This is a genomic window from Pseudomonas sp. NPDC008258 (genome assembly GCF_042956345.1).
Classification (GTDB): Bacteria; Pseudomonadota; Gammaproteobacteria; order Pseudomonadales; family Pseudomonadaceae; genus Aquipseudomonas.
The window spans coordinates 33,218-56,815 of record NZ_JBIBGE010000004.1; the positions used below are offsets into that span (position 1 = coordinate 33,218).

Genomic DNA, 23,598 nt, shown 5'->3' on the forward strand with positions numbered 1-23,598 from the left:
AATCCGGTCAAACCCTGTGTCCCGAACCCCGCGCCAGGTCATCAAAGAACTGCCCGAGTCATTCGGGTAACGACTTGGAAGCCACTGTTACAGGATTTGGGATGCTTGAATTAGTTGCCGCGTTTATCTGCCTCACCACCCTCCTTACCTACGTCAATTACCGCTTCATCGGCCTGCCCCCTGCCATCGGCGTGATGGTCACGGCGTTGTTGTTCTCCCTGATGCTGCAGGGTCTGAGCCTGATTGGCTTCCCTGGCCTGGAAGCACGCGTCGAAGGCTTGATGAACCAGATCGATTTCAACGACCTGCTGATGCACTGGATGCTGGCGTTCCTGCTGTTTGCCGGCGCCTTGCACGTGAACCTCAGCGATTTGCGCAGTTATCGCTGGCCGATCGGCTTGCTCGCGACGATTGGCGTACTGATCGCCACCGTGGTCATCGGCTACCTGTCGCACTGGGTATTCGCGATGTTCGGCTGGCAGGTACCGCTGATCTACTGCCTGCTGTTCGGTGCACTGATTTCGCCCACCGACCCGATTGCCGTGCTGGGCGCGCTGCGTACGGCCAATGCCTCCAAACCGCTGAAAACCACCATCGTCGGCGAGTCGTTGTTCAACGACGGCACTGCGGTGGTGGTGTTCACCGTGTTGCTGGGCATCATCCAGCTGGGGGAAACGCCGAGCATGACCGACACGGCTATCCTGTTCGCCCGCGAGGCCATCGGCGGTGTGGTATTTGGCGGCCTGATCGGCTACGCCACTTACCGCATGATCAAGAGCGTCGAGCAGTATCAGGTGGAAGTCATGCTGACCCTGGCACTGGTCATCGGTGGCTCGGCCATGTGCTACGAGCTGCACGTCTCCGCGCCGATCGCCATGGTGGTGGCCGGCCTGATCATCGGTAACCTGGGGCGTAACCTGGCGATGAACGACATGACCCGTCGTTACATGGACGGTTTCTGGGAGTTGATCGATGACATGCTCAACGCCCTGCTGTTCGCGCTGATCGGCCTGGAACTGTTGCTGCTGCCGTTCAACTGGATGCACCTGGCGGCCGGCGGCGTACTGGCACTGGCGGTGCTGCTGTCGAGGCTGCTGACCGTGGCACCGGCCATCGTGCTGCTGCGCCGCTGGCGCCCGGTGCCCAAAGGCACGGTGCGGGTACTGACCTGGGGTGGCTTGCGTGGCGGGGTATCGGTAGCCCTGGCGCTGTCGCTGCCACTGGGCGAGGAGCGTGACCTGCTGCTGTCGATCACCTACATCGTGGTGCTGTCGTCGATCCTGGTGCAGGGGCTGAGCATTGGCCGGGTGGTACGCAAGGTCAGCGCCCAGCCTTGAAACCTTGGGGCCGCTGTGCGGCCCATCGCCGGCAAGCCAGCTCCCACAGGATGGCGCCCAACCCTGGATCTGCGCTGTACCTGTGGGAGCTGGCTTGCCGGCGATGGGCTGCAAAGCAGCCCCAGATAATCACTCTACGGCAGAATCCGGGAACTGGTCCTGGATGTACTTGATCTCGGTACGCCCATGCGGCGCCGGCTGCCCGTCTTCACCCAGGTTGACGAAGACCATCTTGTCGACCGTGAGGATGGCCTTGCGGCTGATCTTGTTGCGCACTTCGCACTTGAGGGTGATCGAGGTGCGGCCGAACTCGGTGGCGGTGATGCCCAGTTCGATAATGTCGCCCTGACGCGAAGCGCTGACGAAGTTGATTTCCGAAATGTACTTGGTCACCACGCGCTGGTTGCCCAGCTGGACGATGGCGTAGATCGCTGCCTCTTCGTCGATCCAGCGCAACAGGCTGCCACCGAACAGGGTGCCATTGGGGTTGAGGTCTTCGGGTTTAACCCACTTGCGGGTGTGAAAGTTCATCTGTACTCCTGACCTGCTTGGCTAACGTAGGGCAATGATGGCAGAGCGGCCGCCATCGCTCCATTGAACATCGACTATCGTCGCGATTAATCGACAGAAAACCTTGGGCAAGCTGGCGGGGGCGGCTATAATCTGCGCCGTTTCACATGGTTGCCCACAGCGGTGCCATGCCCGCCACCTGTCCGAGGGGCGCTGCAGCAGGCTAGGCCTGTCAGGCTCGGATGGGGCGTTGCTCGCTCTCGCGGGCGCTTAACGCACAACGGCGCCCATTCGCACACTACGAATGGAGGCTCTCATGAGCGCTGCAAACATGCCTGCTGGTTTTACCGATTTCAAAGTCGCCGACATCTCCCTGGCCGCCTGGGGCCGTCGCGAAACCATCATTGCCGAATCGGAAATGCCTGCGCTGATGGGCCTGCGTCGCAAGTACCTGACCGAGCAACCGCTCAAGGGTGCGAAGATCCTGGGCTGCATTCACATGACCATCCAGACTGCCGTGCTGATCGAAACCCTGGTTGCCCTGGGTGCCGAAGTACGCTGGTCGTCCTGCAACATCTTCTCCACCCAGGACCAGGCCGCCGCGTCCATCGCCGCCGCCGGCATCCCGGTATTCGCCTGGAAAGGTGAAACCGAAGAAGAGTACGAGTGGTGCCTGGAGCAGACCATCCTGAAAGATGGCCAGCCATGGGACGCCAACATGATCCTCGACGACGGTGGCGACCTGACCGAACTGCTGCACAAGAAGTACCCACAGGTACTGGACCGCGTGCACGGTGTGACCGAAGAGACCACCACTGGCGTGCACCGCCTGCTGGACATGCTGGCCAAGGGCGAGCTGAAAGTGCCGGCCATCAACGTCAACGACTCGGTTACCAAGAGCAAGAACGACAACAAGTACGGCTGCCGTCACAGCCTGAACGACGCCATCAAGCGTGGTACCGACCACCTGCTGTCGGGCAAGCAGGCCCTGGTGATCGGCTACGGTGACGTGGGCAAGGGTTCGGCCCAGTCCCTGCGCCAGGAAGGCATGATCGTGAAGGTCACCGAAGTGGACCCGATCTGCGCCATGCAAGCCTGCATGGATGGCTTCGAGCTGGTTTCGCCGTTCATCGACGGTATCAACAACGGCACCGAAGCCAGCATCGACAAGGCCCTGCTGGGCAAGATCGACCTGATCGTGACCACCACCGGTAACGTGAACGTCTGCGACGCCAACATGCTCAAGGCCCTGAAGAAGCGTGCCGTGGTCTGCAACATCGGCCACTTCGACAACGAGATCGACACCGCCTTCATGCGCAAGAACTGGGCCTGGGAAGAGGTCAAGCCGCAGGTGCACAAGATCCACCGCACCGGCGCTGGCAGCTTCGACCCGCAGAACGACGATTACCTGATCCTGCTGGCCGAAGGCCGCCTGGTCAACCTGGGTAACGCCACTGGCCACCCAAGCCGCATCATGGACGGCTCGTTCGCCAACCAGGTACTGGCCCAGATCTTCCTGTTCGAGCAGAAGTTCGCCGACCTGTCGGACGAGAAGAAAGCCGAGCGCCTGACCGTTGAAGTGCTGCCGAAGAAACTCGACGAAGAAGTGGCCCTGGAAATGGTCCGCGGCTTCGGCGGCGTGGTCACCCAGCTGACCAAGCAGCAAGCCGACTACATCGGCGTGACCGTCGAAGGCCCGTTCAAGCCGCACGCCTACCGCTACTAAGCGTTCACAGGCAACGCTTCGCAACGATGCCCAAGCCAGGCCGGCCCACACCGCCCTGGCTTTTACTTGCAGCCTGCCGCTTGAAGCAGGCTGCTTGAGGAACGAGTGATGTCACAAGAACGCCGCTACAGTTTCGAGTTCTTCCCGACCAAGACCGACGCCGGTCATGAAAAGCTGATGGGCGTTGCCCGGCAGCTGGCCACCTACAACCCGGACTTCTTCTCCTGCACCTACGGCGCTGGCGGCTCCACCCGCGACCGCACGCTGAACACCGTGCTGCAGCTGGAAAGCGAAGTGAAGGTACCTGCCGCGCCGCACCTGTCGTGCGTAGGCGACTCCAAAGACGACCTGCGCGCCCTGCTGGCCGAGTACAAGGCTGCTGGCATCAAACGCATCGTCGCCCTGCGTGGCGACCTGCCATCAGGCATGGGCATGGCCAGTGGCGAGCTGCGCTACGCCAGCGACCTGGTCGAGTTCATCCGCCAGGAAACCGCTGATCACTTCCACCTGGAAGTGGCCGCCTACCCGGAAATGCACCCACAGGCGCGCAACTTCGAGGCCGACCTGGCCAACTTCGTGCACAAGGTCAAAGCCGGTGCCGACAGCGCCATCACCCAGTACTTCTTCAACGCCGACAGCTACTCCTACTTTGTCGAGCGCGCACAGAAGCTGGGCGTGGACATCCCGGTGGTGCCCGGCATCATGCCGATCACCAACTACAGCAAGCTGGCACGCTTCTCCGACGCCTGTGGCGCCGAGATCCCGCGCTGGATCCGCAAGCAGCTGGAAGCCTATGCCGACGATACCGCCAGCATCCAGGCCTTTGGCGAAGAAGTGATCACCCGCATGTGCGAACAGCTGCTGCAAGGCGGCGCGCCAGGCCTGCACTTCTACACCCTGAACCAGGCCGAGCCGAGCCTGGCGATCTGGAATAACCTGAAGCTGCCGCGCTGAAACTTTTTGGCAAAGTCTGCTTAAGAAATGATTAAGGCTTTGGTCATAGACTAAAGCCTTGTTCATTTTCGGGTTACACAGGTCTTGCCAGCCATGCAGCGTCCCCAGCCATCGCGCCCACAGCTTGTCTACCTGGCTTTTGGCCCGGCAACCTACCACCAGGAAGCCTGCTTCAGCATCGTCAGCGCCCTTGCTCATCTCGGCACGGCAGCAGGCGACGCCATGGACATCCAGGTGTACACCGACAACCCGCAGCCCTATGCCGAACTGCCCGTCACCGTCCACGTGCTGGACGAAGCCACGCGCCAGGCATGGAACGCGCCTCACGGGTACCACTTTCGCAGCAAACATGTGCTGCTGCGCCAGGTGCTGCAACAGCACCCGCTGGCAGCGCTGATCGACACCGACACCTTCTTCCGCTCATCGCCACTGCAACTGTTCAGCCGCGTGGCGCCAGGCAAGCTGCTGTGCAACGCCATCGGCCCGCGCTACGGCGCAAACCAGAAGTGCCTGCTGTACAAGAACCTGCTGGCCATTCTGCAAGCGCGGGGCCTGGCCGACTGCCAGATGCCTCTGCTCAACTCTGGAGTGATCGGCCTCACGGCCGAAAACGCCGACGCCCTGGACCGTTCTATCGCCATGATGGACGAGTTCTACCCGCTGGCGCGCGAGGCCTACACGCTGGAAGAGTTCTGCCTGGCAGTGGCGGCTTACCGCAGGCTGGAGGTGGCCGAGTGCACCGATATCATCCACCACTACTGGAGCCGCAAGGCGCAATTTCGCGCGAAGATCCAGGCCTGGCTGCGCAAGCATGGCCACGACCCGCTGAGCCCGGCGGCGCTGGCTGACGTCCGGCTGGTCAACGACCAGCTACCCCGGCCACCGGCCCTGCACCGCCTGGGCTACAAGGCGCTGAGCCTGACCCTGCCCAGCCACGAACGCCAGTTCGCTCGCGAGCTGCTGTATGGCTGCTACCCCTACCCTAACGAGTTCGACCGCGCCTGCGCGCCGGCCTGGTGGGACAAGGCGCTGGAAAACCTCAATGCCCGCTACGGCCAGATGCGGCCCGAGCAACTGCGCCAGTGCTTGCGCCACCCGGGGCTGCGCTTGTCGCTGGGTGAGCGGCGCAAGGAAATCGAGACACATCTGCTGAGAACCTCGCAAGGCTGATTCCCCCGCCCCTCCATAGCCTTGCACAATCCCTGTGGGAGCGGGCGCGCCCGCGAAACAGGCAACGCAGTGGATGGCACCGGCTTTGCCGGTGTTCGCGGGCTCGCCCGCTCCCACAGAGATTGCGCGAGCTTGAAGATTTTGAATAAGACAGTTGCTCCCACAAGGATCGCGGCCGCTTTGAATATCAGGCCCACTGGCCTTGCTCCGGCCGAGCGCGTAATCTCCGGCCATGCCACTCGTCGCCCGACTGTCCTGCATCCTGCTGCTCGCCTGCCTGAGCCCGTTGGCCTTGGGCGAGCGCTTGCGCCTGGTCTCCGATGACTGGGCGCCCTACATTTATCAGCAAGATGGCACGCCCCACGGCATCGACTACGAAGTGACCACCGAGGTGTTCAAGCGCCTTGGTGTCGAGGTGGAATGGCAGTTCCTGCCGTGGAAACGCTGCTTGGCGATGATCGAGCAAGGCTTGGCCGACGGCATTCTGGACATCTTCCAGACCGAATCCCGGCGCTCCTACCTGGTTTACGCGCCCGAGCCCTTGTCGCAAATCGAGTTCGTGCTGTTCCAGGCCAGCGCGCGCCGCCATGCCGTGACCGGGCCGGACGACCTTGCCGGGCTCACGGTAGGCACCTCCCCCGGTTACGCCTATGGCGCCGCGTTCAACGAGGCTACGCATTTTCGCCGCGAGGCCGCACCCACCCAGGAAGCCAACTTCGGCAAATTGCTGCTGGGTCGTATCGACCTGGCAATCACCGACCGCAAGGTTGGCCACCACCTGCTCCGGCAACTGGGCCTGGCGCAACAGATCGAGGAACTGCCACTGGTGATCAACCGCCAGGACCAATACCTGGGGCTGGTACGCAAACCCGGGCGGGAGGCACTGGCGCTGGCCTTTGCCGAAGAACTGCAGCGCTTCAAGCAGGAACGCGCCTTCGCCGACATCAACCAGCGCTACACAGGCGACATCGGAAACATTCTCAATGCCGTTGAGCAGCAGGAAAGCAGCACAGCGCGATAGCTCTGTTATACTCGGGCCTTCCCGCCCGGCTCACGCCCGGACGCTCGGCCTCGCAACAGGCATCCCGATCGGCACCGACGCCCCTTCGCGTCCACCCTCCGTTTCCCGGATGTGCAGTGAAAGCCCAGCTGGACCGGACGCGATCGCATCCCACCGATGCCCGTCGCGCCAGGCAGAACATCCCAACGGGCCCAGCCCACACGAGAACAGGATCGCCCATGTCCTTTGCTTCCCTCGGTCTCTCCGAGGCTCTTGTCCGCGCTATCGAGGCTGCGGGCTATACCCAGCCGACCCCCGTGCAACAGCGGGCTATTCCCGCCGTGTTGCAAGGGCGCGACCTGATGGTTGCCGCACAGACAGGTACTGGTAAAACCGGCGGCTTCGCCCTGCCGATTCTCGAGCGCCTGTTCCCCGCCGGCCACCCCGATAAGTCGCAGCGTCACGGCCCGCGCCAGCCGCGCGTGCTGGTCCTGACCCCGACCCGTGAGCTGGCAGCCCAGGTGCATGACAGCTTCAAGGTCTATGCCCGTGACCTGCCTCTGGTCAGCGCCTGCATTTTCGGCGGCGTTGGCATGAACCCGCAGGTGCAGGCCATTGCCAAGGGCGTTGACGTGCTGGTTGCCTGCCCTGGGCGCCTGCTCGACCTGGCCGGCCAAGGCAAGGTTGACCTGGCCCACGTGGAAATCCTGGTGCTCGACGAAGCCGACCGCATGCTCGACATGGGCTTCATCCACGACGTCAAGAAAGTACTGGCCCGCCTGCCGGCCAAGCGCCAGAACCTGCTGTTCTCGGCCACCTTCTCCAAGGACATCACCGACCTCGCCGACAAGCTCCTGCACAACCCGGAGCGTATCGAAGTCACGCCGCCGAACACCACCGTCGAGCGTATCGAGCAGCGCGTGTACCGCCTGCCTGCCAGCCACAAGCGCGCCTTGCTGGCACACCTGATCACCCTGGGTGCCTGGGAGCAGGTGCTGGTGTTCACCCGCACCAAGCACGGTGCCAACCGCCTGGCCGAGTACCTGGAAAAGCAAGGCCTGACTGCCGCCGCGATTCACGGCAACAAAAGCCAGAACGCCCGCACAAAAGCCTTGGCCGACTTCAAGGCCAACACGGTGCGCGTACTGGTCGCCACTGACATCGCCGCCCGCGGCCTGGACATCGACCAACTGCCCCACGTGGTCAACTTCGAGCTGCCGAATGTCGAGGAAGACTACGTGCACCGCATCGGCCGTACCGGCCGTGCCGGTCGTTCGGGTGAGGCCATTTCGCTGGTCGCACCGGACGAAGAGAAGTTGCTCAAGAGCATCGAACGGGTAACCCGGCAGAAGATCGCCGACGGCGACCTGATGGGCTTTGACGCCAGCCAGGTGGAAGCCGAGAAACCTGAAGTACGCGAGCGCCCACAGAACAACGGCCGTGGCGGTCGCAACCAGCAGGCCCGTGGCGAAGGCGGTAAAGACAGCAACGGTGGCCGCAAGGACAAAGGCAAGGATAAAGGCAAGGCCAAGCAGCAAGCTGCCGAGAAGCCGGCCGACAAGGAAAAGAGCGGCGACAAGCAACAGCAGCCGCGCAAACCGCGTGACAAGAAGCCGCGCCAGCAGCAACAGCAGCAGGCCAGCAGCAGCGCGCCGAAAGCATCCGCAGACCGTGACCCGGAAGAGTTCCTGGACGACGACATCGACAACTTCGGTAACCGCGCCGACTATGTCAGCCCGTACCAAGGCAAGAACCAGGGCCGCAATCGTCGCCCAGGTGGTGGTGCTGGCCAAGGCCAAGGCAATGGCCAGCGCAGCAATGCCGGTGGCCAGGGCCAGGCCCGCAATGGCGGCCAGCAGCGCAGCGGCGGCGGCGGCGGCGAAAAACGCCCACCGCGCGCCAACAACGGTGGCGGTGCCCGTCGTGATGGCGGCGGCGCTGGCCGTGGTCGCCCGGCCCGTGATGATGCCGCCCGGCAAGAGCCGGCCGTGCGCAACCCGCGCCAGCCGGAAAAACAGCCTGTGATCATCCGCAAGGAATCCAAACTGGACCGTTTCCCGACACCAGAGCAACTGGATGACCTGCCAAGCCGCCCACGCGGTGAGCGCCCTGCCTTGTTGACCCGAAAAGGTTAAGCCTGTGCCGGCCCTATCGCCGGCAAGCCAGCTCCCACAGGAAATCACTGCCCTCAGGGCCCGTGGTGTTCCTGTGGGAGCCCAGCTTGCCGGCGATAGGGCCCTCGAAGGGAAAAAAAACGCCGCCCAATGGGCGGCGTTTTTTATTGCCAAAGCAATGCTTACTTCTGCTTCACACCTTCAACACTGATATCCAGGTCCAGGGTCTGCGAAGTCGGGCCTGGGCCCTTGATGCCGAAGTCATTCAGGTTCAGCGTGGTGGTGGCGTTGAAACCAGCGCGCTCGCCGCCCCATGGGTCCTTGCCTTCACCGTTGAAAGTGGCTTTGAAGGTGACTGGCTTGGTCACGCCGTGCAGGGTCAGGTCGCCGGTCACGTCAGCAGTCTTCTCGCCAGTCGATTTGACAGCGGTGGAGACGAACTTGGCTTCCGGGTACTTGCCGGCGTCCAGGAAGTCCTTACTGGCGATGTGCTTGTCACGCTCGGCATGGTTCGACCATACGCTGGCAGTCTTCAGGTCGACATTGATCTTGCTGGCTTCAGGCTTGGCACTGTCCCAGGTGAAGTTGCCGTCGAAGTCCTTGAAGGTACCGTGGATGAAGCTGTAGCCCAGGTGGCTGATTTTCCAGTCGACGAACGCGTGCTGGCCTTCCTTGTCGATCTTGTACTCGGCAGCCATGGCCTGGCCGGCGGAAAGCAGAGCGGTACCGAGCGCCAGAGCGGCAAAAGTCTTTTTCAACATCCTTATATCCTTCCTATGCAATTGAGGTTGAGAGTCAAGCTTTGCGGCCCAACATGCGGGTCAGGGTCGCGTCACGGTCGATGAAATGGTGCTTGAGTGCTGCCAGGGCATGCAATACGGCAAAAATTACCAGGCCCCATGCCAGCCAGAGATGGATGACTCCGGCCAGGTCCGCCTGGTCGGGCAGGTCGCTGACCAGTGCAGGGACTTCGAACAGGTCAAACACCGGAATACCCACGCCATCGGCGGTGGAGATCAGGTAACCGGCAACCATCGTTGCGAAAAGCCCCACGTACAGGGCCAGGTGGCCCAGCTTGGCCGCCACGCGGGTGAGCGCCCCGTGGTTGGCCGGTGCCGGTGGTGGCGGGCTGATAAAGCGCCAGACCACGCGCAGCAACATTACCGCCAGCAGCACCAGACCGATGCTCTTGTGCAGGTCTGGGCCGGCCTTGCGCCAAGGGCTGTAGTAGTCGAGGCCGACCATCCACAGGCCCAGGCCGAACAAGCCGAAGACTGCCAGCGCCACGCCCCAGTGCAGGACGATGCTGACCACGCCGTAGCGAGAAGGTGAGTTGCGCAGTTGCATGTTGGCGTGATTCCCCGTGAAAGCTGTGCACAGACTAACGCGTAACGTATCGAATAAAAGCGGAAAAACTTGCTACGGATTATCGAGAAATCCGATATTTATTCTGTAAGCTTCCCATTAAGGAAACATTAACGATAGCCGGGGAAATAGAGGTTGCCAGTAACAGCCTATTCGCGGGCAAGCCCGCTCCCACATGTGCTGCGCAGGCCTTCGAACCTGCGCGAAACCTGTGGGAGCGGGCTTGCCCGCGAAGAGGACGGCACAGTCAATACATCAGCCAGCCTTGGCCTGGGTATTGGCCACAGGCTTTTTGGCCGGCTCGGACTTGGCGGTCGCCTTCTTGGTCTCGGCCGGCTTGTGCGCTGGCTTGTGCGCCGGCACATGCTTGGCCGGGGCGGCCTTGGTTGCCGCAGGCTTGGCCGCCGCCTCCTTGACCACAGGTGCAGGCGCAACCGGCGCCGGCGCAGCTTGTGGAGCAGGTGCAGGCGCTGCTACCGGCGCCACTTCTTCGGCCTTGGCAATCGACTCGGCTTTCACTTCAGGCTTGTCCGCACCGCCAAACAGGCGCTTGAAGAAGCCCGGCTTGTCCTGCTTGGCCTCTTCGACCTTTTTCGGCTCCTCTTTCACCGGCGCCTTGTCAGCCTTGTCGGACGAACCACCAAACATATTGGAGAAGAACCCGCCCTTGCTCTGCTTGGCAGCCACTGCACCGGCCGCCGCTGCCGCTGCAACCGGCGCCGCCTTGGCCGGGTCGAACGGCTTGCCGGCCAACAGGTCCTGTACCTGGCTGGCCGCACGCTGGCCACTGCGCAGGGCGCCTTCCAGGGTGCCTGGGTACAGGGCGTCGGTGTGCTCACCGGCAAAGGTGATACGCTGCACCGGGCGCTCCCACAGGCGCCAGTATTTGCTGATCTGCCCCGGCCCGTAGGCCAGGTAGGCGCCACCGGTGCTGGCGTCCACGCTGTAACGCTTGACCTCGTAACCGGTGAAGGCACCACGGGCTTGTGGGTAGAACGCATGCAGGCGGATCAGCACCTGGTCGACCATCTGCTTGTCACCAAAGGTCTGCAACAGGCGGGCGTTGTCGCCAGACAGGTTGATCACCACGTTGGCGCCGCCCTTGAGTGCCGGTTCGATCCACAGCATGCCGAGGCCGGCGTTACTGAAGATTTCGCCCGACATGCGCGCACGGCTTTCCCACACAGGCTTCTTGAACTTGAGCATCAGCTGGTCGCGCCAGCCGTAGTTGGTGCCCTTGAGCGCCGCCAGGTGCTGGTTGTCCAGGCCCGGGGTCATCTGGATCTTGGCCAGGGCGCGCAGAGGCACGGCCATGACCAGGTAATCGGCCTGGTAGCCCACGCTGCCGACTTTCACCGTTACCCCATCCTTGTCCTGAACGATGGAGGTAACCGGCGAGCTGGTCTTGATGGTTTTCAGCTGTTTGACAAAGGCCTGGGCCAACACCGGGCTGCCGCCAGGCAGGCGCGCGGCACGCAGGTCACGGTCGCTGACACCACGGTACACGCGGTTCTGCTGGGCAAAATAGAGCAACGAAAGGCGCGACGGCTCATCGTAGCGGGTTCGAATCTGCTGGTTGACCAGCTGGCGCGCCGTGGCCGGCAGTTGCAGTTTGTCCAGCCAGGTGGCGACGTTGATCTGGTCGAGGGCGAACAGCGTACTGGTAGCCTGCGGGTTCAGCGGGTCATCGATCGAACGGGCCAGGTCGTCGAGGGTTTTTTCGTAGCGCTTGAGCGCTTCGGCGGTAGCAGGCTGTTTGGTAGCCAGGTCCGATGCACTGAAATATTCACCGTCGATCAGGTAACCGGGGGTACGCACGAACTCCGGCGCCGGCAGTGTTTCAAGCTTGAAACGGTCCAGGTACTGGTTGAGCACCGGCTGCGCCTTGGAGTTGCCGATCCACTCACTGGTGGCCAGCCCCGACCGACCGCCCATGCCCGGCTTGGCCTCCAGCAGGGTTACCTGCCAGCCTTTGGCCTGCAACTCGTAGGCTGCCGTCAGGCCCGCCAGGCCGCCGCCTACCACGATTGCCGAAGGTGTCTTGTCCTTGGCCAGCGCGGCGCCGCTGGACACACCAATCAATACCAACGCGCACAGGCGCACCCAAGCAGCAGCCATGTCGGCGAACTCCGAGTCAGAGGTTACAGAAGCGGGGAGAGGCAGGAATGCCCCGAGAGAGATGCGTTAAGAATACGTCACCTCCGCCAACCCTGCCAGCGCAGTGACATCAAGTGCTTTTGGCAACTGACATTTTTGCCAGTAGCCATGTCACACGGCCGCAGGCGAAGCTGGCGAAGATGGCCATAAGCCCCGCCAGGAGGGCATGCGCATGATCTTCGAGGAGCATTTCCAGCACGTTGAACGGCAGTTCCTGTGGCACAAGCAGACGCTGTGCACACCTTCCGGGCTGAGTATCCGCTCCAACAGCACGTCCTGGACCGGCTTCCATGAAGCGTTCAAGGGCGAAGAAGGTACTGAGCTGGTCATTGGTGAGCACAGTGAAGTAGAAATCTCCTTCGGCCAGGAAGTCGAGTGCCTGCGGCTGGAGTATTACGTGGTCAGCGACTTCCTGTGTGACGAGTTGCACATGCTGTTCGAGGCTGAGCACCACGATTACGACATGATTATCCCTGCTCCGAGCAACTTCTATTGGCTCACCCTTGAAGGCAGCGGTTTTCGCGACCTGCGCCCCGGCCCCATCGCCACGCAGCCCTACCACCAAGTAATAGACGGGCCGTTCCGGCGCCTGACCATCTCCACTTCGCAAGCCGGCACCGTGCACATCCGCAAGTTCGAATGGACCAGCACCCAGCGCCATTGAACGGCGACGGTTGTCCTGCCCTGCGGCATTGCTTAGGCTTACGCGGTCGAACCACGCCGCAAAGCCAGGAGAAGTGCCCATGGGCCTCAATGATCAGTGGATGCAACGTGACCTCAAGGTCCTGTGGCACCCCTGCACCCAGATGAAAGACCACGAGCAGCTGCCGCTGATCCCGATCAGGCGCGGCGAAGGCGTGTGGCTGGAGGACTTCGAAGGCAAGCGCTACCTGGACGCGGTGAGCAGCTGGTGGGTCAACGTGTTCGGCCACGCCAACCCACGCATCAACCAGCGCATCAAGGACCAGGTCGACCAGCTGGAACACGTGATCCTGGCGGGTTTCAGCCACCAGCCGGTGATCGAGCTGTCCGAGCGCCTGGTGGCCATGACCCCGGCCGGGCTCGACCGGGTGTTCTATGCCGACAACGGCTCGTCGTGCATCGAAGTGGCGCTGAAGATGAGCTTCCACTACTGGCAGAACGTCGGCAAGCCAGGCAAGAAGCGTTTCGTCACCCTGACCAACAGCTACCACGGCGAAACCATTGCCGCGATGTCGGTCGGCGATGTGCCGCTGTTCACCGAAACCTACAAGGCGCTGCTGCTCGATACGATCAAGGTGCCGAGCCCGGACTGCTACCTGCGCCCGGAGGGCATGAGCTGGGAAGAGCACTCACGCAACATGTTCCTGGCCATGGAGCAGACCCTGGCCGAGCACCACGAAAGCATTTCGGCAGTGATCGTCGAGCCGCTGATCCAGGGTGCCGGGGGCATGCGCATGTACCACCCGGTGTACCTCAAGCTGCTGCGCGAAGCCTGCGACCGCTACGACGTGCACCTGATCCACGACGAGATCGCCGTGGGCTTCGGCCGCACCGGCACGATGTTCGCCTGCGAGCAGGCCGGCATCCGCCCGGACTTCCTGTGCCTGTCCAAGGCCCTGACCGGCGGTTACCTGCCGCTGGCCGCCTGCCTGACCACCGACAAGGTGTACCAGGCGTTCTACGACGACTACCCGACCCTGCGCGCGTTCCTGCATTCGCACAGCTACACCGGCAACCCGCTGGCCTGCGCTGCGGCGCTGGCGACCCTGGATATCTTCGAACAGGACAACGTGATCGAGGCCAACAAGGCCCTGGCCACGCGCATGGCCAGTGCCACCGCGCACCTGACCGATCACGCGCATGTGGCCGAGATCCGCCAGACAGGCATGGCACTGGCCATCGAAATGGTCAAGGACAAGGCTGGCAAGGTTGCCTACCCGTGGCAGGAGCGGCGCGGCCTGAAAGTGTTCGAGCATGCGCTGACCCGTGGCGCCCTGTTGCGCCCGCTGGGCAGCGTGGTGTACTTCCTGCCGCCGTACGTGATCACGCCAGAGCAAATCGACTTCCTGGCTGAGGTGGCGAGCGAAGGCATCGACATTGCTACCCGCGAGAGCGTCAGCGTGGCGGTGCCGGCCAACTTCCACCCCGACTTCCGCGACCCGGGCTAACCCCGACAGATCGCCACACCACTTTCCCTGTGGGAGCGGGCGAGCCCGCGAACAAGGGCGAAGCCCTTGCCAGACACCGCGGTGCCTGATTCGCGGGCGCGCCCGCTCCCACAGGGGATCTGCGCCTCTCTTCTACCGAGCAAACCCATGAGACTGTCCCGCTTCTTCATCGACGCCCCCCTGAGCCTTGGCGAGCACGACCTGCCCGAAGCCCAGGCCCACTACATCGGCCGCGTACTGCGCATGGCCCCCGGCGCTGCCGTGCAGCTGTTCGACGGCAGCGGCCAGGAATACCTCGGCCAGTTGCTTGAAGTGGGCAAGAAAACCGTACGTGTCAGCCTCGACAAGGCCCTGCCCGGCCAGGCCGACTCGCCCCTGCACATCCACCTCGGCCAGGGCCTGTCCCGTGGCGAGCGCATGGACTGGGCGATCCAGAAGGCTACCGAACTGGGCGCCAATGAAATCACCCCGATCGTCAGCGAACGTTGCGAAGTGCGCCTGAAAGACGAGCGCGCCGACAAGCGCCTGGCCCACTGGCGCCAGGTGGCTATCAGCGCTTGCGAACAATGTGGCCGCTCGACCCTGCCCGTCATCCACCCGCCAGTCACACTGGCCGAATGGCTGGGCAGCACCAAGGCTGAACTGAAACTGGTGCTGCACCCGGTAGCCGAGCCGCTCGCCAGCCACCAAAAGCCTGCCACCCTGGCCTTCCTCATCGGCCCCGAAGGCGGCCTGAGCGAGGCCGAAGTCGAACAGGCCAAGGCATCCGGCTTCCATGCTGCACGCCTGGGCCCAAGGGTGCTGCGCACCGAGACTGCGCCAGTGGTTGCGCTCTCGGTGGCACAGCAACTGTGGGGCGACTTTTAGCTAACGCACATAGAACGAAACCGCCACGAAGTGCATGAGGCTGCCGGCAATCACAAACAAGTGCCAGATGCCGTGCCCGTGGCGCAAACGGCTGTCCAAGGCAAAGAAGATGATGCCCACGGTGTAGAACACCCCGCCGGCAGCCAGCCAGGCAAAGCCGGCGCCACCGAGTGACTGTAGCAACGGCTTGACCGCCACCAGCACGATCCAGCCCATCACCGCATAGATGATGATCGACAGGATTCGCGCCTCGGAGCGCGGCTTGATTTCTTGCAGCATGCCGATAACCGCCAACCCCCAGACCACACCGAACAGGCTCCAGCCCCAGGGGCCGCGCAGGCTGACCAGGCAGAATGGCGTGTAGCTGCCAGCGATCAGCAGGTAGATCGACAAGTGATCGAGCTTGCGCATGATCACCTTCGCCCGCCCGCGCGTGCTGTGGTACAGGGTGGAGATGCTGTACAGCAACAACAGCGTGCTGCCGTAGATGGAGAAGCTGACAATCTTCCAGTGGTCGCCTTGCAGGCCTGCGACCACGATCAGCCAGATGGCACCGATACAGGCCAGGACAGCACCAACCAGGTGGGTCCAGGCGTTGAAGCGTTCACCGTAATACATGCAAACACAGACCTCCTGAGGTGGGCTGGGTTCCTGATGTGATGCTTATGGCCTCTTCGCGGGCACGCCCGCTCCCACAGGTTATCCACTAGCCCTGTGGGAGCGGGCGTGCCCGCGAAAGGGCCCTGTGCCTTACATCCTACCCAAGCTCAGGTTGCAGTTCCGCGTCACGCACCAGCCTTTCCAGCCCGGCAAGGTCGGGCACCCGCGCCACCTGCTCGCCCACCTGCACCGCCGCCAGTTCCAGGCGCCCCAGCGCCACATCCACGTAATTGAGCTGGCTGTCGAGCTTGCACGAGCGCGGTATGTCCTGCAGCAACAGCGCCAGGTAACGCAGCCCGGTGTCGCCCAAGGCATTGAGCACCACAACCCGTGCCCGCTCACCACACGGCGTCTCACCACCACACGCCGCCTCGAAGCCAATCAACGGCAGGCGCTGCTGGCGCCAGTCGATCCAGCCTAAATGCCAGGACGGCTCACCGTGCTGGCACACCAGGTTGCGCTGGCCACTCAACTCGGCCACCGCCACGTTGGGCAACACCAGCATACGGTCACCCAAAGGCAGCAACAGCCCGGTAAGGCTGCTGCGCTGGCCGGAAATCAGTTCAAGCATGGGTCTGGCTCCAGTGTGCAATGCTCTGCAGCAACAGCGACTCCTGATACGGCTTGCCCAGGTATTCGTTGACGCCGATGGCCATGGCGCGGTCGCGGTGCTTCTGCCCGGTGCGCGAGGTGATCATGATGATCGGCAGGTCTTTCAGCCGCTCGTCACGGCGAATGCGCGTGGCCACCTCAAAGCCGTCCATGCGTGGCATTTCGATGTCCAGCAGCAACACGTCGGGGCGGTGCTCTTCCAGCAGGGCCATGGCATCGACCCCGTCCTTGGCTGTCAGCACGCTCATGCCGTGGCGTTCCAGCAGGCGGCTGGTGACCTTGCGCACGGTCACCGAATCATCCACCACCATCACCAGCAACGCACGGCGCGGCGCCGGGCCGAGCAGCTGGCGCTGGCCTCCGCCACCCGGCAAACGGGCCAGGCGCCGCTGCTGCCCGCGCAGCTGGCCAAGCAGGTCAAGAATCAGCACCACCCGGCCATCGCCCAGCAGCGTCGCCCCCGACAGCCCTGCAACCGCAGCAAACTGCGGCCCCAGGCTCTTCACCACAATTTCGCGGCTGGGCGACAGGCTGTCGGCCTGAATGGCGAACGATTGCTCCTTGGCATGCACCAGCAGTACCGGCAACGGCACGCTTTGCCCCAACAGCGCGGGGCGCGGCAGGCCTTGCAGCAACTCGCCCAGGTAACGCAGTTCGTATTCGTGGCCAGCGTAGACATAGCGCGGCGAATCCAGCTGGTAGCACGCCGCAAGCTCTGCCGGCGGCACGCGGACAATGCCCTCGATAGTGTTCAGCGGAATGGCGTACTGCTCTTCGCCCAGATGCACCATCAGCGCACGGTTGATCGATACGGTGAACGGCAGGCGGATCAAGAAGCGTGCGCCCTTGCCCTGGGCCGACTCGATGCTCATCGAGCCGCCGAGTTGCTTGACCTCTTCGTGCACCACATCCATACCCAGGCCACGCCCGGAAATCTGGGTGATCTTCTCGGCGGTGGAAAACCCCGGGCGCAGGATGAACTGCAGAATCTCGTGATCGCTCAACTGCGCCTGAGGGTCCAGCAGGCCACGCTTGATGGCTTTGCGCCGCACTGCTTCGAGGGGCACACCGGCACCGTCGTCGGTCATTTCGATGACGATATCGGCCCCTTCGTGCAGCAGGTTCAGGTGGATGGTGCCCTGCTCCGGCTTACCGGCAGCCAGGCGCGCTTCGCGGCTTTCCAGGCCATGGTCGACGGCGTTGCGCAGCATGTGCTCCAGCGGCGCCACCATGCGTTCCAGCACACTGCGGTCCAGTTCGCCTTCGGCGTTGCCGACTACCAGCTCCACCTGCTTGCCCAGCTCACTGGCCACTTGCCGCACTACGCGCTGCAAGCGTGGCACCAGCCGTTCGAAGGGCACCATCAGGGTGGCGGTCAGGCCTTCCTGCAATTGGCTGTTCACCCGCGCCTGCTGCTGCAGCAGGCTGTACGCCTCCTGAGCGCGCTGGGCCAGGGTTTCCTTCAGGTCGAGCAAGTCCGAGGCAGACTCGAACAAGGCCCGCGAGAGCTGCTGCAGCTGGGAATGGCGGTCCATTTCCAGCGGGTCGAAGTCATCATAGGCATCGCCTTCGAACTGCTGCCGGCTGGAGATTCGCCCTTGGGTCTCGATGTCCAGGCGCAGCAGCTGGTCGCGCATGCGCTCAAGGGTGGTTTCCATCTCGTTGAGGGTGAACTGTGCATCGTTGACTTGCTGCTCGATGCGCCCTCGGATGATCGAGTGCTCGCCAGCCAGGTTGCCCAGGTCGTCGAGCAATTCGGCATCGACCTTGACCATGTCGCCTGGCGCCCGCTCCGGGGTTGCCGCCGGCGCTTCACTGGCGGCAGCTTCGACCGGCCCCTGGCCGGCAGCACTGTCGGTCAGGGCCGCACTGCTGAAGTTACGGATATAGTCGATGAGCGCCGTGGCGGCATGCAGTGGCTGCCCCAGGCGCACGGCATCGAGCATGTGGGCCAGGCGGTCGTGACAGTTCTGCAACAAGGCAAACAGTGGCGCGCTCGGCGGCAAACGGCCGGCCGCCAGCAGTTCGTAGAGAAACTCCAGTTCGTGGGCCAGGTCACCGATGGGGGCGATTTCAACCATGCGCGCCACGCCCTTGAGGGTGTGCAGGTCGCGCATAAGGTTGTCCACCTCGACACTGTTGCGCGGGTCGGCCTGCCATCGCGCCAGCGCCGAGGCGGCACTTTCGACAATGTCCGAGCTTTCTTCGAGGAACACTTCCAGCAGCTCTTCGCCGGGGCTTTCCGACTCATCCGGCAGCGGCTCGCCCGCCTCTGGCAGGGTATGCGCAAGCCCCAACCCGAGGGTATCCGTCAGGTCCATGTCCGGGTGCAACGGTGTGACCGAATCGATGCCCACCAGGCCAGTGGCCTCGGGTGCCAGGGCCTGGTCCAGCAGGTGGCGCAGGCTGTCGACCAGCTCCGGCCTTGGCGGGATGTCCTGCCCGGCCGCCACCTCGTCGAGCATGTCCAGCAGCGCTTCGTGGGCCCGCTGCACCAGGGCGAAAAAGCGTGCATCAGCGGGCAGGCTGCCCTCCTCCACGGCGCCATACAGGTCCAGCAAGGCCTCGCACACGTCATCCATCTGCCACAGGTCGGCCAGGTGCGCGGCGTGGCCCAGGGTGGTCAGTTGATCAAGCAGGGTATCCAGCGCGTCACGCTGGCCGGGCTGTTGCTGCCAGCGCGACAGCAATGACTCGGCATCAAGCAGGATGTCCATGGCCTGGGCCAGGAAGCTGGCGAGCAACTGCGGGTCGCGCTTGCTGCGCCGGGCATGCTGCGGGTCGTCATGCAGGTTGGCCAGGCGGGCATCCACTGCCTGGCCAACCTGCTCGATCAGTTCCGCCGCACCGGGGATGGCGGCCAGCGGCGTGCTGTCGAGTTGCGCCAGGCCCAGATGGAACAGCGAGCGTGCGGCTTCCAGCCATTCGATCTCGGCCATTTGAAGGGGCAATTGGTGGCCCTTGTATTCACGGACCAAACGGTCGAAGGCAGTGGCCAGCTCGGCCACCGGCATTACCCCGGCCATGGCGGCACTGCCCTTGAGCGTGTGCAGGGCACGCTGCAGGCCATCGCTGACCGGCGTGTCGCGGCCATCGGCACCCTGCAGGAAAGCGTCGAGGCTGGCCAGGTGGCCTTGCGCCTCGCTGCGGAAAATATCCAGCAACTGCGGATCGAGGCCATCGATATCAGCCGCAGCCGGTGCATCGTTTTCAGCCAAGGCATGCAGGTGCCCGGCCAGCTGTTCGATTTCGGTCAGTTGCGGCAACTGGCCAGCGGCAAAGTCGGCCAGCAAGTCGGGCAGATGGACGAACACCTGTTGCAGGGCCACCACGCCTTCCGGGCTGAGCACGCTGCGGCCTTCCAGCACCCGGTTCAGCAGGTGTTCGGCGCCCCAGGCCAGTTCGGCTACCGCCTCGGCATGCACCATGCGGCCGCTGCCCTTGAGCGTATGCAGCGCACGGCGTACCTCCCCCAGCGCCTCGCGCTGCTGGTTGTCGGCACGCCAACGCAGCCAGTGGCGCTCGATTTCCGGTAGCAACTCGCCAGCTTCCTCGAGGAACACCTCGCGTAGCTCGTCATCGATGCCATCGCCATTACTGTGCTGGCCTGCACTGGCATCTGCCTGCGTACAGTGCACGCCCAGCGCCGCCAGGCTTGCACGGGCCATGTCGATGAAAGGCTGGGCATCGGCCAACGGGTCGGCCACCCGCCATTGCAGGTAGCATTCAGCGGCACTCATGGCCTCGCCCAGGTGGGCCAGCTCTTGGGCGGGCGGCTCCGCGTCCGGGTGTTGCAACCAGCGCTGCACATAGCTCGCGCAGCCGGCAAACAGTTCAGCCACGGCGGGCAACATCAACATCGACATTGCCCCGCGCACCTGATGCAACAGCCCTGGCAAGGGTTGCAGCCGTTGCCGCGGCCAATCGGACTCCAGGTAATCGCCGATCAGGTCCTTGGCCTGCTGCAGCACGTTCAGTGATTCGTTCAACACCAACTGGCGGATCTCGGCCAGGTCCGAGCCCGGCAGGCCGCCCTGGCCGTTCTCTTCCAGCGGGCCGACCATGCCGTTCAGCGAGGCCTCCACGTACAGCAGGGCGCCCGCCACATCCATCAGCACCGCATCGTCCACCGCCCGCTCGCCCTGAGCCAGGGCCTGCAGGGCCAGCACCTGGTCGATGATCACCCGCCGTGGCTGCTGGAAGCCCAGCACAGCCAGGGTATCGGCCACATGGCGCAGCGGCGCCAGCAGGGCATCGAGCTGCTCGCTGTGCTGGCGATCGCCACGCACGAACTGGTCCAGGCGCTCCTTGATGCGCATCAGGTCGTCGCACAGTGCGGTCACCACCGAGCGCAGGGCATCGCGGCCCGGCCCGGCCTGCAACTGTTCGCGCCAGTTGCCCAGCGACAGGTCGAGGTTGGCCAGGTCGTCGGAGCCGGCAAAGCGCTGCGCTGCGCCGCTGATCAGGCTGGCCTGGGCCAGCGGCTCTACGCCACGGCAGGCACGCAACTGGTTGAGCAGCGGCAGCATGACCAAGGGCAGATCGTGGCGGGCGCCGCGCAAGCGCTCCAGGTACGAGGGCAACTGCTCCAGACCACGGAACAACGCCCCCAGGCAGTCACCCCGCGGGCTTACCTGGCCGTCTGCCAGGGCCCTGGCGAACAGTTCCAGTTCTTCGGCCAGGCGCGTCGCCCCCCGCAGCTCGAGCATGCGCAGGCAACCCTGCACCTGATGCAGGTTGTCGACCACAAAGGCCAGTATCGACAGGTCGCCAGGCTCGCCGGCAAAGCGCTCCAGCGCCTGGCGCGCCTGGCCCAGGCAGTCGAGGATGGCAGCTTTGGTCCAGGCCAGCGCCACCGTGTCGTGGCGCTCGGGGCTTACAGCAGCAGAAGCCATGGGCACTCCTCAGCGCGGCGTTTCAGTTGGGCTTTGCGCAGGCGGCGGCAGGGTGAAACCAGACACCGAACGGCGCATTTCGCTGGCCATGCGCGCCAGGTGGCGGATGCTGTCGGCGGTGGCGCCAGAGCCGGCAGAGGTTTGCGCGGTAATCTGCTGGATCACTGCCATGGTGTGGGAGATCTGCCCGGCCGAGGAAGTCTGCAACTGGGCAGCATCAGAAATGCTGTGGATAAGGTCGGCCAGGTTCTGCGATACCCCTTCGATCTCGGCCAGCGCCACCCCGGCATCCTGGGCCAGGCGGGCGCCGCGTACCACTTCGGCAGTGGTCTGCTCCATGGAGATCACCGCCTCGTTGGTGTCGGCCTGGATGGTACGCACCAGCGCCTCGATCTGACGGGTGGCCGAGGACGAGCGTTCAGCCAGGCGCTGCACCTCGTCGGCGACCACGGCAAAACCACGGCCGGCCTCACCGGCCAGCGACGCCTGGATCGCGGCGTTGAGGGCAAGAATGTTGGTTTGGTCGGCAATGTCGTCGATCAGGCTGACGATGTCGCCGATTTCCTGGGAAGACTCGCCCAAACGTTTGATCCGTTTGGCCGTGTCCTGGATCTGCTCGCGAATGTTGTCCATGCCATTGATGGTGTTGTGCACCACCTCGTTACCCTTGTTGGCGATGGCCACCGAGCGTTCGGCCACCTTGGCCGATTCGTAGGCATGCGCAGAAACCCGGTCGATCGACTCGACCATGTCGCCGACCGCTTCAGAAGCCTCGCTGATCTGCTCGGCCTGGTGCTCGGAGGCCTTGGCCAGCTGACGCGCCGTATTCTGGGTGTCCTGCACGGCAGCGGCGACTTGCACGGCGCTGTGGTTGATGGTGGCAACCAGGTCACGCAGCTGGTCTACGGAATAGTTGATCGAATCAGCAATGGCGCCGGTAAAGTCTTCGGTCACCGATACGGTCACGGTCAGGTCGCCATCGGCCAGCTCTTCGATTTCGTCCAGCAGGCGCATGATCGCCTGCTGGTTGCGTTCGTTCTTTTCTGCCGTTTCACGCAATTGACGGTTGGTGGTGCGCACCATGACCAAACCGATCAGGATGATCGAGGCCAGCGCCAGCAGGCCCAGCGCGTAGCCGCCAACGGTATCGAGGGTGCGCCCGCCGGCCAGGTTCTCGAAGCCGTTGGCCAGGTGCGAGGCCTCGTCCAGCAGGGTTTGCGACAGGCTGAATATGTTGCCCGCAGCTTCACGCACCCGGAACAGTTCGGGCGAAGTTTCGAGGATTTCATCCACGGAGCCGGCCACGAACTGGAACAATTCGGCAATTTCGGCCAAGCGCGCGCGGGCGTCGGCGTCTTCGACGCGGGTTACCTGGATGGCCGAGTTACCACTGAGCATGCCTTCCAGCACCTGGCCAAAGCGCCCGGCATCGCGGCCAAAGGCATCGGCTGCCTGCGCCGCACTGTCGTCACCGGCCAGCACGGTGTTGACCGACCCCAGGATGCGTTCGGCCAGCAACAACTGGCGCTGGGCCACTGCCACCTGGTTGGCCGGGGCGCCGCTTTGCAGCAGGATTTCGACCACCTTTTCGTATTCCACCTGCAACTGGGGCACGGTTTCGGCCAACGTCGCCGCCACCTGGTGCAGCGACAGCACGGTCTGCTCGCTGGCCAGAATGGTATCGGTGTTCTTGCGCAGGTTTTCCCAGTCGCGGCGTACTGCCTCCATCTCGTCACGCACGGTGGGCGGCGCAGCGGGCAAACCGGTGGATTTGTCGCCTTGGCGCAGGTAGCCCCAACGGCGCTCGAAATCGTTGCGCGCATCCGACAGCAGCTTGAAGGCCAAGGCCTTGCCGGCAGCGGCTTCGGTGGCGTTCTTGGCGATACGTTGCGAAAGCACGCGCAGCTCGCCGGCGTGGCCGATGTACTGCTTGTCGTAGTTGGACTGGGTGTTCAAGTAGGCGAAATTGGCGAACAGCAGGATGATCGACAAGATCAGGATCAGAAACAGCACGGTGATCTGCGCGATGCTGCGGGTACGTGGTGTCACGGTGGTGGCAGTGACGGGGGGGGCAGGCTTGT

At 63.7% G+C, this 23,598-nt stretch carries 17 protein-coding genes and 1 riboswitch; of the genes, 9 read left to right on the top strand and 8 right to left on the bottom strand.

The window, feature by feature from the left end; all coding sequences use genetic code 11:
- Positions 1-101: 101 nt before the first annotated feature.
- A complete protein-coding gene (locus ACFY9W_RS04265; RefSeq protein WP_391126228.1) occupies positions 102-1,337 on the top strand; it encodes a cation:proton antiporter in 1,236 nt (411 codons plus the stop codon).
- Between the two features lie 129 nt (positions 1,338-1,466).
- Here ACFY9W_RS04265 and ACFY9W_RS04270 read toward each other — a convergent pair whose 3' ends face one another.
- The gene (locus ACFY9W_RS04270) at positions 1,467-1,868 is read right to left on the bottom strand and encodes an acyl-CoA thioesterase (protein ID WP_125465821.1); all 402 of its coding nucleotides are present in this window, start codon (positions 1,866-1,868) and stop codon (positions 1,467-1,469) included.
- 178 nt (positions 1,869-2,046) lie between these two features.
- A riboswitch (S-adenosyl-L-homocysteine riboswitch) is annotated at positions 2,047-2,143 on the top strand.
- A gap of 20 nt (positions 2,144-2,163) precedes the next feature.
- Here ACFY9W_RS04270 and ahcY point away from each other — a divergent pair.
- The 5 genes from ahcY (at position 2,164) to ACFY9W_RS04295 (ending at position 8,832) form a co-directional block, all read left to right on the top strand.
- A complete protein-coding gene (ahcY, locus tag ACFY9W_RS04275) occupies positions 2,164-3,573 on the top strand; it encodes an adenosylhomocysteinase (RefSeq protein ID WP_391126231.1) in 1,410 nt (469 codons plus the stop codon).
- Between the two features lie 108 nt (positions 3,574-3,681).
- Positions 3,682-4,527, top strand: coding sequence for a methylenetetrahydrofolate reductase [NAD(P)H] (gene metF / locus ACFY9W_RS04280; RefSeq protein WP_391126234.1), 846 nt, complete (start codon positions 3,682-3,684; stop codon positions 4,525-4,527).
- A gap of 93 nt (positions 4,528-4,620) precedes the next feature.
- Complete coding sequence (locus ACFY9W_RS04285) at positions 4,621-5,697, top strand: hypothetical protein (RefSeq protein WP_391126237.1); 1,077 nt, start codon at positions 4,621-4,623, stop codon at positions 5,695-5,697.
- A gap of 232 nt (positions 5,698-5,929) precedes the next feature.
- Positions 5,930-6,718 (top strand): transporter substrate-binding domain-containing protein, encoded by a 789-nt coding sequence (locus ACFY9W_RS04290; protein WP_391126240.1) that lies wholly within the window; start codon positions 5,930-5,932, stop codon positions 6,716-6,718.
- A gap of 218 nt (positions 6,719-6,936) precedes the next feature.
- Positions 6,937-8,832, top strand: a complete 1,896-nt coding sequence (locus tag ACFY9W_RS04295) for a DEAD/DEAH box helicase (protein WP_391126243.1) — start codon at positions 6,937-6,939, stop codon at positions 8,830-8,832.
- Positions 8,833-8,993: 161 nt separating this feature from the next.
- On the opposite strand, the gene ACFY9W_RS04300 is transcribed toward ACFY9W_RS04295, so the two are convergent.
- From ACFY9W_RS04300 to ACFY9W_RS04310, 3 genes are all read right to left on the bottom strand, one after another.
- Positions 8,994-9,572, bottom strand: coding sequence for a YceI family protein (locus ACFY9W_RS04300; RefSeq protein WP_391126246.1), 579 nt, complete (start codon positions 9,570-9,572; stop codon positions 8,994-8,996).
- A gap of 34 nt (positions 9,573-9,606) precedes the next feature.
- Positions 9,607-10,158, bottom strand: coding sequence for a cytochrome b/b6 domain-containing protein (locus tag ACFY9W_RS04305; RefSeq protein ID WP_391126249.1), 552 nt, complete (start codon positions 10,156-10,158; stop codon positions 9,607-9,609).
- 273 nt (positions 10,159-10,431) lie between these two features.
- Positions 10,432-12,294 carry an FAD-dependent oxidoreductase gene (locus ACFY9W_RS04310; RefSeq protein ID WP_391126252.1) on the bottom strand — a complete coding sequence of 621 codons (1,863 nt, stop codon included), beginning with the start codon at positions 12,292-12,294 and terminating at the stop codon, positions 10,432-10,434.
- A 211-nt stretch (positions 12,295-12,505) separates the two neighbouring features.
- Between ACFY9W_RS04310 and ACFY9W_RS04315 the strand changes: the two genes are divergently transcribed.
- From ACFY9W_RS04315 to ACFY9W_RS04325, 3 genes are all read left to right on the top strand, one after another.
- Positions 12,506-12,997 carry a hypothetical protein gene (locus ACFY9W_RS04315; protein WP_391126653.1) on the top strand — a complete coding sequence of 164 codons (492 nt, stop codon included), beginning with the start codon at positions 12,506-12,508 and terminating at the stop codon, positions 12,995-12,997.
- Between the two features lie 79 nt (positions 12,998-13,076).
- Positions 13,077-14,483 (top strand): adenosylmethionine--8-amino-7-oxononanoate transaminase, encoded by a 1,407-nt coding sequence (locus ACFY9W_RS04320; RefSeq protein WP_391126255.1) that lies wholly within the window; start codon positions 13,077-13,079, stop codon positions 14,481-14,483.
- A gap of 147 nt (positions 14,484-14,630) precedes the next feature.
- Positions 14,631-15,350 carry a 16S rRNA (uracil(1498)-N(3))-methyltransferase gene (locus ACFY9W_RS04325; RefSeq protein WP_391126258.1) on the top strand — a complete coding sequence of 240 codons (720 nt, stop codon included), beginning with the start codon at positions 14,631-14,633 and terminating at the stop codon, positions 15,348-15,350.
- On the opposite strand, the gene ACFY9W_RS04330 is transcribed toward ACFY9W_RS04325, so the two are convergent.
- From ACFY9W_RS04330 to ACFY9W_RS04345, 4 genes are all read right to left on the bottom strand, one after another.
- Positions 15,351-15,968, bottom strand: coding sequence for a hemolysin III family protein (locus tag ACFY9W_RS04330; RefSeq protein ID WP_391126261.1), 618 nt, complete (start codon positions 15,966-15,968; stop codon positions 15,351-15,353). It lies immediately after the preceding gene.
- Between the two features lie 139 nt (positions 15,969-16,107).
- Positions 16,108-16,581: a chemotaxis protein CheW gene (locus ACFY9W_RS04335; RefSeq protein ID WP_391126264.1), complete on the bottom strand. Its 474-nt coding sequence runs from the start codon at positions 16,579-16,581 to the stop codon at positions 16,108-16,110.
- Positions 16,574-21,517, bottom strand: coding sequence for an Hpt domain-containing protein (locus ACFY9W_RS04340; protein WP_391126266.1), 4,944 nt, complete (start codon positions 21,515-21,517; stop codon positions 16,574-16,576). Before ACFY9W_RS04340 ends, ACFY9W_RS04335 begins: the two co-directional genes overlap by 8 nt.
- Before the next feature lie 9 nt (positions 21,518-21,526).
- Positions 21,527-23,566 (bottom strand): methyl-accepting chemotaxis protein, encoded by a 2,040-nt coding sequence (locus ACFY9W_RS04345; RefSeq protein WP_391126656.1) that lies wholly within the window; start codon positions 23,564-23,566, stop codon positions 21,527-21,529.
- Positions 23,567-23,598 lie beyond the last annotated feature (32 nt).